The organism is Streptomyces sp. LUP30, from assembly GCF_001746365.1.
Classification (GTDB): domain Bacteria; phylum Actinomycetota; class Actinomycetes; order Streptomycetales; family Streptomycetaceae; genus Streptomyces.
Genome location: NZ_MJAJ01000002.1, coordinates 299,889 through 311,808 on the forward strand (window position 1 = coordinate 299,889; position 11,920 = coordinate 311,808).

The following is an 11,920-nucleotide window of genomic DNA, read 5'->3' on the forward strand; positions in this document are numbered from 1 at the left end:
TTCGGATTTCAGAGAAGGAAGTCACCACATGAACACCAGCACTCCCGCACGCCGTCGTCCGGGCCGCCGCGTGGCCGTCGCCGCCGGCCTCGTCCTGGTTCTCGGGCTCGGTGCGGCGGCGCAGGCCTCAGCCGCCGAACCGCGGACCGTCAACGCCGGTGCCGGGGCCTCGTCCCCGTCCGTCGCGCTCTCGGACTCCGACGCGTCGCTCTCCGGCCGGCAGATGATCCGGGTGCTCAAGTCCCTGCTGCCCAGGGGCGGGAAGATCTCCGACCAGCAGAGCCAGGAAGGCTACGGCGCGCTGGTCTGGGACGACGGCCGTGGAAAGAGCATGATCGGGGTGAATGCCCAGGACGACATGGGCGACGTCCTCGAAGGACGTATGGGCTGCGACGGCCAGTACATCGAGTGCCAGGCCGTGACCCTGGCCGACGGCACCCAGGTGAAGCGGGCCAAGCGGGCGTCGGAGAAGGGCGGCTCCGCCGTAGTGTGGCTGGTCGACACCCTCCACCCCGACGGCCGCCGGGTCATCGTCCAGGAAGTGAACTCCTACGCCGAGGGCGGCCCCGTGACGCGACCGCAGCCCCCGCTCACGCTCGACCGCCTGCAGGCCATCGCCCTCGACTCCCGGTGGGCCGGCTGACCGAATCGCTGTTCGGCCGAGAAGCTCGCACGAGGTCATCGGATGAACGAAGGACGACGCACCGCATGCGGCAGCTCCGCGAGATCCACCGTGCGCCGGTCCGCCGGGTGTCGTCCGGACGTCGAGGAGCCTTCGACCGAAGCCCCACCGTGCGAGGTCCGGTCCGGGCGGGCCTTGGGCCACTTCACCGCGGTTTCGGGCGGTCGGAGTAGTCCTCGGCGGTACAACCGTGCGGTCGGCCGGGTGTCCGGCCGACCGCACGCCGGGGTTCCGCAGCCGTCAGGATGTTGACGACGGGCGGGAACGGATCGCATCGGCACCAGCTGCCATCGCTGGTCGGGGCCACTGCCCGGCACCCGCTGTTGAAGCTGGAGTCCGGGGTCGAGGAGCAGCCGTCGACGTCGAACGCCGTACCGCCTGCTGCGCGACTGCCGCCGCGGCGTGCGCGGTCGCGATGGCTTCCTCAAGGGCTCTCTACGCTCAGGCGGCCGACTGCCCACGGTAGGAGCTCCTTGGCCAACGCAAGGCTGAACGGCCTGACCAAGGAGCACAGTTCGGCGCAGGCCGTAGGGCCGAGCGTGAGGTAGGGGAGGGCGGCCAGCCTGTCGGTGGTGTGCTCGATCTCCGCCCTGCGCCGCGCACCGTCCTCGGACAACGCCAAGTGCGGCCCGTCGTCGAGCCATCCACGCTCACGCAGGTTCTGCACGGCCTCGCCCCACTGCTGTGCAGTCCATGCCCGCGAGTCGCGCAGCACCCCTGCGTCGACGTCGCCTGCGGCGGCGTGCGTGACGAGAGCTTCGATCCCGCTCAGTCCGGCGGTCAGCAGTGCCGCCACGTGACCGTCGCCACGGAACTCCCTCAGTAGAGTCTGCGCGTGCCAGAGCACGAGGTGGGGTTCGCTCGGCCACGGCAGCGCGGCGTGCGCGGCGAAGAGGGGGCGGCCCTGCGGGTGACTGACCATCACTTCAGCCGCGGTACGGGCGAGTTCCGCCGCGCGGACCATCTCCGGTGAGGAGACGATCTCCGCGCCGAGGATGCGGCGGAGCGTGGCGTCGATCCCTGTGAGCCGGGCAGCGGCGAACCGCTGCGGCGCGGCGACGTCCCACGCCGAGGGTATCGCCCGGCGCACCAATTGCGGATTGAAATTGTAGAACGTGGCGATCACCACGTCCGCCGAAACGGCGCCGAGCGCGGCCGAGCGGGACGCGAAGTACCCCGTCCTGGCGTCCACGCCCAACTCGGCGTACTGGGCGGCGGCTTCGGGCGAGAAGTAGACCGCCCCGTGGTAGGGCTCGACGGTTCTCCAGGTCTCGCGCGCGAGGGCGAGGCTGTCGCGGTCCGTGTCATGCGTCATGAGCGGCTCTCCGTCCTGTGGCGGATGAATCGACAGTGTTCATCGATCACATGACGGTGCGTCAGGCGCATAGTCGTACCGTCCAGTCGGTACGGTACCGGAGAGCGGCTGCGACGACTACGGCCCCGCAGCCCACTCTCCGCGCCGGTCCGCATGATCACGCCGCCCCACTCTCCTGGAAGACCGCCCCGGCAGTGGTGCACGTCATGGTCGATGCCTGCGTCATCCGCAAGGTTCACGCAGACCACGCAGCACTGGCGCGTGCCCGTCATGGCGGCGCCGGGGATCCCCTGCAAGCAGCCGATCGGCCGGACGTCACCCAGTGCTAGAACGCGGAGTTGGCGAACCAGTGAGTCAGCAGGTCCTTGTCCCCGTCTTGCGTGAAGGCCGCCGCATTGTGGTGCAGTCGGCCGTAGACGAGCAGCAGCAGATCGGCCGCGATTCCATGAACGGTCGCGTCGGCGGTTTCGGCAGCACCGGCGTTCGCGTCGAGCCCGAAGCCGTCGGGCCGCAGACGCACGAGCCAGCTTCCCTCACCGTCGGTCGCGTCGAAGCGGATCGTCTGGTCGGGGCCGCGCAGCTTGGCGACGTCGGGGGCGAAGGAAGTGGCGAAGGGCAGATTGACGAGGAACTCGTCGATCCCGTCGACCGCCAGTGCCCGGTCGACGGTGGCCCGGCGGCCCAGGGCCAGTTCGGCGTCGACCCGGTGCAACAGGGTCTCGAAGAGCATCCGGCGCGCCCAGAAGCGGGCGTGCTGATCCACGCCCCATGCCCACATGGGCAGGTCCGGGTCCGTGGCCGCGAAGGCCTGCGCGGCCACGGTCGCACTGTCGGCCAGCCAGTCGGGGTAATCTTCCTGCCGCTCCGGGAGCCGCAGGTCCACGTCCCGCCGGCGCGGCGGCTCCTGGATGCGCGCGTGCAGAAGCCCTGAGAACCAGCGCTGGACGCTGCCGGTGTGCTTGACCAGGTCCGCCAGCGTCCAACCGGGGCAGCTCGGCACGGCGGCCGTCAGATCGGCATCCTTGAGGGCGGCGACGAATCGGGCGGTCTCCGCCGCGACCGCGGCACGGTGGTCGACCGGAGCGGGTTCATATGCGGAGTGGTCCGACGAGTTCATCGTGGGGTCCTTTCTCTGGGGGACGGCTTGGGGTGACGGTACGGGGTGGCGGCGGGGCGGACGCGGTCGGGCGGTCGGCTTGTCGCGCCGCGGCAGGCACTCAGCGGCAGGCTGACCTGGCCGCCTCCGACCTCGCGCCCCTCGATGACGGAGGGATCATCGGACTTCGACAACCAAGAGCAGGGCTGGCGAGACTGGGACCTGTGACGATGCGGACCGGCTGCCGCTCGCTCAGCTCTGCGCCCGCCACCCCCGCACTGCCTGGTGCGGTGAGCCCGTGGGATCCCACTGGACCCGGGAGCGCCGGTGAGCCGGCCTGCGCCTGCTCCCGGGATCCGGCCCGCGCACCTCCGGCGACACCGCCAAGCGCCCGGTGGAGCGTCAGCGCGCCGCGAGGTTTGCGAGCAGCTGGGCGGCGGGCTTCGGGTGGACGAGCCAGCGCAGGTGACTCCCCTCGAGTGTCCGGACGTCGAAGGGGTTGTCGGGTGTGAGCGCGTCGGCCTCGCGGATCATGCGGTCCTGCACGGCGAGCGGAAGGCTGGCATCGGCGGCCAAGCGCACATAGGTCTTGGGAATCCGGCCCCAGGTCGTGGCCTGTGCCCGGTCGGCGGACGTACCGGCGTCGAGGTTCTCGTCGGGCTGGAAGGTGTTCAGGAAGGTCCGGAACTCGTCATCGGTCAGATCGGCGGCGAACGCTCGCTTGAACGCCGCGAGGGCCGCCGGCTCGGCGGTGCGGAAGTTGGTCCGGAGCAGACCGAGTTCGGTCGGGTTTCCGACGAGCGTGGCAGCGAAGGCTCCCGCGTCGACGTCCGCCATCTCCGGCTGGGCGTAGTAGCCGCTCACGTCCAGATCGACGGGGCACCAGGCGGAGACGTAAACGATCCGGTCGATCAGCTCGGGCCGGGCGTTGGCGACGGCCGTGGCCGTGATGCCGCCCCTGCTGTGAGCGACGAGGATGCTTGGCCCGTTCCTCTTGGCCCGCTCGAGGACTTCGATCACGCGGGCGGCGTTGTCGGCGAGCGTGACCCCCTTGATGCTTCCCGGTTCTGCGGCGAGTGCCTCGAGAAGCTGGGGAGCCTGGTAGGCCGCGGGGAAGGTCGCCTCGAATCCGTGCCCCGGAAGGTCGACCGCGGCCGAGCGGTGCCCGAGCAAGGCGAGCTCGGCCTGCAGCGGCGCGAACGAGAACGAGTTCGCGAAGGCCCCGTGAACAAGAACGAATGTCGGCAGATTCTGCATGCCTCAGCCTCCAACAGAACGATCTTCAGGACAAGATCAAGGGTTCGGGAGGGCTGCGATCCTTCTGGCTGTGGCTTCGACAGTGGTGCTGAGCCGTGTTCGGCTCGTGTCTCGCAGGGCACCTGCGTGGGGAAGCGGGGGTGGTGTCCGGCGAGAGCCTGTGGGCCGACGTGCTTCCCGCCGGGTCCGTCGACACAGCATCTGAGCGCGGCGCGACGGGCCGAGTCGCGTGCTGTGGGGTCACAGGCTGTGGGCGATGGGATGCAGCGGTTCGTAGAGCGGAAGTTCGGCGCCGCTGGGGAGCCGGATGGCGGTCAGTCTGCCCCACCGTTGTTCGCTGACCGGGCGGGTGATCTCAACGCCCTTGGCGCGGAACTCGCCGAGCTGGGAATCAAGGTCGTCGCACATCAGGTAGAACTCGTGCTGAGGCGGGCCATCGGTCGGGTGCACGGCGATTTCGGCCGGGGGCAGCTTGAAGATGAGCCAGCCGCCGCCCGCCTCGACGCCGGGAAAGTCAAGGACGTCACGGATGAAGGCGCGGTCCGCCTCGGCGTCCTGGCTGTAGAGGATGACATGCGCGCCGCTGATCATGGCTGGCTCCGGTCGTTCGACGTCATGGCGGTCGTGTCCCCGGCATCCTGACACGCCAAGGTCGCGAAGACCTTCGACCGGGTTCGATGACACGGCGGCCGATTGGAATGTCGACGGACACCAGTGGCCCTGGGTTCGGATCCTTCGGCAGTCGGCAGGCGGCAAGGCGTCGACAACCGGCTACGGGTGCGAGCCGTCGCGGCACCCGGGAGCGGGTCTTCACCGCTCTGCGGTCCTCGGCGTCCCTGCGCACTCCGCTCCCTCCCCCGTACCGCTGACTGCCTTCCCTCCCCCGTACCGCTCACGGCCTTCGGAATCGCGTCGTGCCGGGCCTCAGCCGCCGCTCGCTTCCCGGACGTGTCCGTCCGCTGCATCGGTCGATGCCAGTGGTGGCAGGCAGGATGACGGGCATGACAACGCCTGCAGCTGTGATCACGGATGCCGCCGTGTACGGAGCACGGGTCCCGACAGTGACTGCGGTCCACCGAGCTCACCGTGGTGGCGCACCGCGCACGGGGCAGAATGCCGCACGCCGGCATTACCCCCCGGAATGAGACGGGGGGGCCGCTACCCGGGAATTTATTTCCAGGGGACGATTCCTTCCCCCCATAGCGAGTGGACATCATCTCGACACCGGCGAATCATGGTGTGCGGACCGCCGATTGGCGGATCGCGGCCGACAAAGGGACAGGCGCCATGGTCGAGACTGTTTCATTCAGGAACAAGGCCGTAGAGATCGCGGGACACCTCCACCTTCCGGACAATTTCGACGAGGATAAAAAATACCCGGCCCTTGTCGGAATTCATCCGGCCGGCGGTGTGAAGGAACAGACCATCGGCGAGTACGCGAAGCGGCTGGCTTCCGAGGGCTTCGTCACCGTGGTCTACGACTCCTCCTGTCAGGGAGAGAGCGGCGGCGAACCGCGCCTTCTGGAGGACCCGACGGCCCGAGTGGAGGACGCCCGCTGCGCGGCGGACTTCCTCGCCACTCGCCCGTACGTGGACACCGAGCGGATGGGCGTCTTCGGCATCTGCGCCGGTGGCGGTTACGCGATCGGCGTGGCGCAGACCGAACGCCGTTTCAAGGCGGTCGCCACCGTCAGCGCGGCTCCGATGGGCGAAGGTTCCAGGGGCTTCCTGGGGCATCTGTCTCCGGTGTCCGAGCAGATCAAGACCCTGGAGACGGTCGCTCAACAGCGCACAGCGGAGGCGAGGGGAGCAGAGCCCGTCTACGCCCCGTTCGTCCCGGAAACGCTGGAGGAGATCGACGACAACACGCCGGACCTTCTCCGCGAGGGATACGACTACTACCGGACCCCACGTGGTCAGCATCCCCGTTCGAAGGGCCGTTTCCTGCTGACCAGCATGGACAAGATGTACGCGTTCTCGGCGTTCGATCAAATTCCGGAACTGCTGACCCAGCCGCTGCTCCTCATCGCGGGGAGCAAGGCGGACACAAAGGTGTTCAGCGACCAGGCTTACGAGCTTTCCAAGGGCCCGAAGGAACTGTTCGTCGTCGACGGCGCGACTCACATCGCCATGTACGACGTTCCCGAGTACATGGATCAGGCGCTCACCAAGATGGTGAAGTTCTTCGCCGTCCTTCAGTAGCAGGCTCCCCAAGGAAAACGCCCGGAGAGCCGAGCCCGCCGTAGAAATCATTCGAGAAGCACGTTTGCGATCGCCTCCGGCGCCCCCGCATACATGGGTACCGCCTCCGGGGCCTTCCACACGTTCGCCGAGGCCAGCAGCAGGCGGTGGTTCTCCCGGGCCCGGGTGGACAAGCTCGCCGCGGGTTTCCCCAACTCCGGCGCCAAGAACGGCGACGAGTCGTCCGTCCTGGGCTACTTCGCCACGATGGCCGCCCAGCACGGCATGCACGGGCTCAGCCTGGGCCGCAGCCGGGTTGGGACTCCACCACGGGCAGCGAGGACGGCATCAACCGGTTGCGCTTTTTTTCCTGGGCGCCGGCGCACAGAGCCCGACCGACGCCGGCCCGGAGGCGGACCACAAGTCGGACATCGCCACCGCGGAGACCTGGGCGTCCGCGTCGCACGTCAGGCCGCGATCTTGCGCGCCGGTCGGACCGCCCTCGCCGCCTGATCCCCGAGCCCACTCCCCCCTCCACCCATCACCCACCCCCCGCAAGGAGTACGTCATGTCCGATTCCCCGAGCCTCGCCCTCATCCGCAGGCTGTACGAGTCCGGGATGGCCCCCGAAGTCACCGGTGAGGTCATGGCGCCGGACCTCATCTGGGACATCACCCCCGGCTTCCCGAACAGCGGTGTCTACCACGGGTGGGACGACGCGGCCAAGAACTTCTTCGGCGGGACGATGCCGAACTACGACTCCTTCGGCGCGGTGCCCGAGGAGTTCTACGCCGACGACGAAGGCCACGTCTTCGTGTTCGGCCACTACCACGCCGAGACGAAGACCGGGAACAAGGCCGACGTCCGGTTCATCCACCTGTGGACCGTCCGCGACGGCAAGGCCGTGAGCATGCGGCAGGCCGCCGACAGCCACATCCTCCAGGAAGCCCTCAAGGGCTGACACCCTCACCAGGAGACGACAACCATGGCGAAGATCCTCTTCGTGATCACCGCGTCCGACCACTGGACGCTGGCCGACGGCACCCGCCAACCGGCCGGCTTCTGGGCCGAGGAAGCGATCGGCCCCTACCAGGTCTTCAAGGAGGCCGGATACGAGATCGCGGCGGCGACGCCGGCCGGTGTGCCGCCGACCGCGGACGCGCTCAGCCTCACCGCGGACTTCAACGGCGGCGAGGAAGGCGCCGAGCGCATGCGGACAGCCCTGCGCGAGGCCACCGAACTGGCGCACCCGATGCGCATCGAGGACGTGAACATCGACGACTACGTGGCCGTCTTCTACCCCGGCGGCTGGGGCCCGATGGAGGACCTGCCCGAGGACGCCGCCTCCGGCAAGCTGCTGACCGAGTGGCTCGCCACCGGCAGGCCGGTCTCCCTGGTGTGCCACGGCCCCGCGGCCCTGCTGGCGACGATCGGCCCGGACGGAACATCCCCGTTCCACGGTTACCGCCTCACCGGCCTGTCGAACGCCGAGGAGAAGCTGAACGGTCTCGCCGACCGCGCGAAGTGGCTGCTCCAGGACCGCCTCATGGGCGAACTCGGGGCGGACTACCGCGAGGCCGACCCGTTCACCCCGCACGTCCAGGTCGACCGCACCCTGTACACCGGTCAGAACCCGGTCTCGGCCGTCGCCCTCGCCCAGGAACTGGTCAAGGCACTGAGCTGACCACTCGGAAAGCGCCCGCCGGTGGCCCGGGCGTGCTCGCGCCCCGGGCCCTCTGTCCTGCCGCGGGCCTGACCGCCATCGAGGGGATCGTGTCCCCTGGCCGATCAGCCAGGGGACGGATCCGTCCCCCTCACAAGATGCGACGTTTGTGCCAGGCTGAAGGTCATGAACCGCAACCCGCATCTGAACGAGCTGGGTGAGTTCCTCAAGGCCCGTCGAGCTGAGCTCACCCCCTCCGAGGTCGGCCTCCGCGGCGGGCCACGGAGGCGCGTGAAGGGACTGCGCCGTGAGGAAGTGGCACTCCTCGCCGCGATCAGCACCGAGTACTACACCCGGATCGAGCAGGGACGACTCCAGGCGTCAGCTCCCCTCCTCGACGAGATCGCCCAGGTGCTCCGTCTGAACGACGCCCAGCGCACCTATCTCTTCGACCTCGCGGCGAAGGAGCGGGTGCGCCCGACCGCGTACCGCGAGCGCCAGCAGGTGGACCCGCAGCTGCAACGCATGCTGGACGACCTCAGCGCCTCCCCGGCCTTCGTCATCGGCCGGCGCACCGACATCCTGGGCTGGAACCGACTCGCCGCCGCCCTGTGGACCGATTTCGGGCGCTACCCCGAGCTGGAGCGGGTGTTCGTGCGGCTGCTGTTCACCGAACCCTGGATGCGTGAGCTGTACGCCGACTGGGAGGAGGTCACCCGGCTGGCCATCGCCCAGCTGCGCATGGAGAGCGCGCGCTACCCCGACGACCGGCCTCTCACCGCACTGGTCGAGGAACTCTCCGCCCGTGACCCGCAGTTCCGGCAGTGGTGGGCCGAACACGACGTCGCGATGCGGGGCAATGGCGTCAAGAAGCTGCGTCACCCTGTGGTGGGCGAGCTGACGCTCGACTGGAACACGCTCACCTGCGGTACGGATCCCGACCAGCACATCATCGTGTGGAACGCGGAACCCGGCACCCCCTCCCACGACGGGCTACGCCTGCTCGCTTCCTGGACCGCCGAGCAGAAACCGTCGGCGTCCGACGCGGCTACCTGAGCCTTCCCTCCCGTGCGCCCACAAGAGCTGACCAGGAACCTTCCCCTTTTCCGGGCGTACGCGAAACGGCATGGCCGGACACCTCAACGACCGCATGTCAGACAATGAGGTGCTTCGCATGAAGGCTGTAGGTTTCACGGAATTCGGTGGGCCCACCTGACCTCCTGAGGCCTCAGGCTGCCGCGTCCTGTGCGGGCCGGTCCGAGTCCGCAGTCCATGACGCCAGGAACAGAAGCCCGTCGTGGGACGGGGCCCCGGGATCGGCGGTCGCGATGACCAGTTTCTGTGTGGGATCGGCGGTGCAGGTCAGGGTGTCCCAGTCGAGGGTGAGGTCGCCGACGATCGGGTGGCGCAGCCTCTTGGTGCCCATCCACAGGCCGTTCATCTGTCGGCCCGCCCACCACTGCCGGAAGTCGGCGTCGGCGACCGACAACGCGCCGACGAGTGCGGCCAGCTTCGGGTCGCCGGGGTACCGGGCGGCCTCCAGCCGCAGATGGGTCACGCAGATGCGGGCGTTCGTCCTCCAGTCGAGGCAGAGCTCACGGAAGGCGGGGTCGGTGAACATCAGCCGCGCGTAGTTGCGCCTGTTCGCGGGGAGCTTGTCGAAGTCGGTGAGCAGAGCGGCTGCGAGAGGATTCCAGGCGAGGATGTCCAGGTGTCGGCCGAGGACGAGTGCGGGGGTCGTGGACAGTTCGTCCAGGATGCGTCTGAGCTGCTGATGGACCTTCCGCGCCGGCCGGCGACGCGGTTCGCACATGCCCTTTGCCGACAGCTCGAACAGGTGGGCGCGCTGGGCGTCGTCGAGGTGCAGGACGCGGGCCAGCGTGGCGAGCACCGTCCTCGGCACGGGGGTGCGCCCCTGTTCCATCCGCGCGTAGGCGCGGGCGCTGATCCCCACGAGGTGAGCGACCTCCTCACGGCGCAGCCCGGGCACTCGCCGGGGCGCCGCCCCGGACTCGGGCAGACCGACGGTCCTCGGGGTGAGCTGGGCCCGGCACACCTTGAGAAATTCTCCCAGTTCAGGCACATGGGCTTCGGTGTACATAGCAGCGAGTGTCGCAGTATCCAGTCGAAATGTGAGGGGGAGAGTTCTGTCCCAGGTCTGTCGCCTGTCGAATCGCAGGGGACGGGGAGACCTTCGTATCAGCCGGTCTCGCCGGCCTGACAGATCGTGAGCCCGCCGGGCCGACCGGTGGCCCGCGAGGCGAGGGCGCTCAGTCCGTCGTACGACGGACTGCCTGGCTCCGCCGTCCAGACGACGAGTTCCTGATCGGGGTCGCCGCCGCAGATGAGGGTGTCACAGTCCAGGACGAGTTCGCCCACGACGGGATGGTGGAACCTCTTGACGCCCGCCCTGCGCGGCGGCGCGTGACGGCCTCCCCACCATCGACCGAAGTCACTGTCCTCCACGGAGAGTTCCCCGACCATGCTGATCAGCTGCGGATCCTCGGGATGTTTGGCGGTCTCCACGCGCAGGTGGGACACGCAGTCACGGGCGACGGCCCGCCAGTCCGCGTAGAGCGTCCGCATGGAGGGATCGGTGAAGAGGATGCGGACGCAGTTCCGCCTGCCTTCCGGCACCTTCGCGAAATCGGTGAACAAGGCGGCGGCGAGCGGATTCCAGGCCAGGATGTCCATGCGGCGACCGATCACCACAGCGGGACTCACGGTGAGATCGTCGAGCAGGCGGAGCAGCTGTGGGTGCGCCTTCTGTGCGGCTGGTCGGCGGTGTCGTGCCCGCTGCCGGCCGGCCAGTTCGAACAGGTGGTCACGTTGGCGATCCGACAAGCGCAGGACATGGGCGAGAGCGGCCAGCACCGACGCGGACGGCTGGATGCGGCCCTGCTCCAGCCGTGTGTAGTAGTCGCTGCTGACAGCGGCTAGCAGGGCGACCTCCTCTCTGCGCAGACCGGGCACACGCCGACCACCGGTGTCGGGCAGACCGACGGTTCGCGGGCTCAGCTCGGCCCTCCGCAGTTTGAGGAATTTTCCCAGCTCGTTCAGATGCGGCTCGCTGGTCATGCCAGCCAGTGTCACACCGCTCGGTCCGCACGAGGGGGGTAGGAATCCCTCCCCTGGATAAGGGATACCCAGGGCGGAATTCTCCCCTTTGCGGATTCCCGTGGAGGTGGCAGGGTCAATGGCGTGTTCGGCGATCAGAGGGCGGCGTACGGAGAGTATCCACCCGAACAAGCGGGACGGCCCGCCCCCGGGTCGGAATTGCTTTCACACGTCACCGATTTCGCGTATTTCCATTCCGCAGGCGGAGGAGACGGGTGAGAACAGTGCGGACGGATGTCACCTTCGTCAGCAAGGGCCTGACGCCGACCGTCGGCAGGGTCGGCGCCGCCTGCCTCGGGCAGCCCGACCAGATCGCCCGGTCGGACTCCTTCGCCGGCATCGATTTCCTCGCACCGCGCCCGCTGCTGATGATCGCGGGCAGCGGGGCCGTCACGGCCCACGCCGGCCGAACGGCCGTCGAGCGCGCCGGGGCGCCGGCCGAGTTGTTCTGGATCGACGGTACGTCCCGCTTCGACCTGCACGGCGAGGACGAAGCGGACGAATACGCCTCCCCGCCCTGGCCGAGCTCATCTCGTTCTTCGGTGAGCACCTGCCCCGCCCCCCGGTTCAAGACCGAGCGGCCTGATCCCCCCACATGCTAGGAGCACC

Annotated in this window: 12 protein-coding genes; 6 read left to right on the plus strand and 6 right to left on the minus strand. The window is 68.8% G+C overall.

Annotation, left to right across the window (positions count from 1 at the left end; genetic code table 11):
- Nucleotides 1–28: 28 nt before the first annotated feature.
- On the plus strand, nt 29–643 hold the full coding sequence (locus BG482_RS03260; RefSeq protein WP_069767284.1) for a hypothetical protein: 615 nt from the start codon (nt 29–31) through the stop codon (nt 641–643).
- 463 nt (nt 644–1,106) lie between these two features.
- Here BG482_RS03260 and BG482_RS03265 read toward each other — a convergent pair whose 3' ends face one another.
- The 4 genes from BG482_RS03265 to BG482_RS03280 form a co-directional block, all read right to left on the minus strand.
- A complete protein-coding gene (locus BG482_RS03265; protein WP_069767285.1) occupies nt 1,107–1,997 on the minus strand; it encodes a hypothetical protein in 891 nt (296 codons plus the stop codon).
- 325 nt (nt 1,998–2,322) lie between these two features.
- The gene (locus BG482_RS03270) at nt 2,323–3,114 is read right to left on the minus strand and encodes a maleylpyruvate isomerase family mycothiol-dependent enzyme (RefSeq protein ID WP_069767286.1); all 792 of its coding nucleotides are present in this window, start codon (nt 3,112–3,114) and stop codon (nt 2,323–2,325) included.
- 381 nt (nt 3,115–3,495) lie between these two features.
- Nucleotides 3,496–4,350, minus strand: a complete 855-nt coding sequence (locus tag BG482_RS03275) for an alpha/beta fold hydrolase (protein ID WP_069767287.1) — start codon at nt 4,348–4,350, stop codon at nt 3,496–3,498.
- A gap of 240 nt (nt 4,351–4,590) precedes the next feature.
- Complete coding sequence (locus BG482_RS03280) at nt 4,591–4,941, minus strand: VOC family protein (protein ID WP_069767288.1); 351 nt, start codon at nt 4,939–4,941, stop codon at nt 4,591–4,593.
- Between the two features lie 615 nt (nt 4,942–5,556).
- Between BG482_RS03280 and BG482_RS03285 the strand changes: the two genes are divergently transcribed.
- The 4 genes from BG482_RS03285 to BG482_RS03300 all read left to right on the plus strand — a co-directional run bounded on the left by BG482_RS03285 (nt 5,557) and on the right by BG482_RS03300 (nt 9,250).
- Nucleotides 5,557–6,552: an alpha/beta hydrolase gene (locus BG482_RS03285; protein ID WP_256096229.1), complete on the plus strand. Its 996-nt coding sequence runs from the start codon at nt 5,557–5,559 to the stop codon at nt 6,550–6,552.
- 547 nt (nt 6,553–7,099) lie between these two features.
- Entirely contained in the window at nt 7,100–7,492 is a 393-nt protein-coding gene (locus BG482_RS03290) for a nuclear transport factor 2 family protein (RefSeq protein WP_069767290.1), read from the plus strand.
- 24 nt (nt 7,493–7,516) lie between these two features.
- The gene (locus BG482_RS03295; RefSeq protein ID WP_069767291.1) at nt 7,517–8,215 is read left to right on the plus strand and encodes a type 1 glutamine amidotransferase domain-containing protein; all 699 of its coding nucleotides are present in this window, start codon (nt 7,517–7,519) and stop codon (nt 8,213–8,215) included.
- A gap of 165 nt (nt 8,216–8,380) precedes the next feature.
- Nucleotides 8,381–9,250 carry a helix-turn-helix domain-containing protein gene (locus tag BG482_RS03300; protein WP_069767292.1) on the plus strand — a complete coding sequence of 290 codons (870 nt, stop codon included), beginning with the start codon at nt 8,381–8,383 and terminating at the stop codon, nt 9,248–9,250.
- Nucleotides 9,251–9,422: 172 nt separating this feature from the next.
- Here the strand turns inward: BG482_RS03300 and BG482_RS03305 are convergent, their stop codons facing one another.
- Complete coding sequence (locus tag BG482_RS03305; protein WP_069767293.1) at nt 9,423–10,295, minus strand: helix-turn-helix transcriptional regulator; 873 nt, start codon at nt 10,293–10,295, stop codon at nt 9,423–9,425.
- A 98-nt stretch (nt 10,296–10,393) separates the two neighbouring features.
- Complete coding sequence (locus BG482_RS03310; protein WP_069767294.1) at nt 10,394–11,272, minus strand: helix-turn-helix domain-containing protein; 879 nt, start codon at nt 11,270–11,272, stop codon at nt 10,394–10,396.
- Between the two features lie 254 nt (nt 11,273–11,526).
- Here BG482_RS03310 and BG482_RS03315 point away from each other — a divergent pair, with 254 nt between their 5' ends.
- Entirely contained in the window at nt 11,527–11,913 is a 387-nt protein-coding gene (locus BG482_RS03315) for a hypothetical protein (RefSeq protein WP_141746536.1), read from the plus strand.
- Nucleotides 11,914–11,920: the final 7 nt, after the last annotated feature.

Coding starts and splice junctions, on each gene's coding strand:
- BG482_RS03260 (WP_069767284.1), top strand. CDS start 29: ATGAACACCAGCACTCCCGCACGCCGTCGTCCGGGCCGCCGCGTGGCC.
- BG482_RS03265 (WP_069767285.1), bottom strand. CDS start 1,997: ATGACGCATGACACGGACCGCGACAGCCTCGCCCTCGCGCGCGAGACC.
- BG482_RS03270 (WP_069767286.1), bottom strand. CDS start 3,114: ATGAACTCGTCGGACCACTCCGCATATGAACCCGCTCCGGTCGACCAC.
- BG482_RS03275 (WP_069767287.1), bottom strand. CDS start 4,350: ATGCAGAATCTGCCGACATTCGTTCTTGTTCACGGGGCCTTCGCGAAC.
- BG482_RS03280 (WP_069767288.1), bottom strand. CDS start 4,941: ATGATCAGCGGCGCGCATGTCATCCTCTACAGCCAGGACGCCGAGGCG.
- BG482_RS03290 (WP_069767290.1), top strand. CDS start 7,100: ATGTCCGATTCCCCGAGCCTCGCCCTCATCCGCAGGCTGTACGAGTCC.
- BG482_RS03295 (WP_069767291.1), top strand. CDS start 7,517: ATGGCGAAGATCCTCTTCGTGATCACCGCGTCCGACCACTGGACGCTG.
- BG482_RS03300 (WP_069767292.1), top strand. CDS start 8,381: ATGAACCGCAACCCGCATCTGAACGAGCTGGGTGAGTTCCTCAAGGCC.
- BG482_RS03305 (WP_069767293.1), bottom strand. CDS start 10,295: ATGTACACCGAAGCCCATGTGCCTGAACTGGGAGAATTTCTCAAGGTG.
- BG482_RS03310 (WP_069767294.1), bottom strand. CDS start 11,272: ATGACCAGCGAGCCGCATCTGAACGAGCTGGGAAAATTCCTCAAACTG.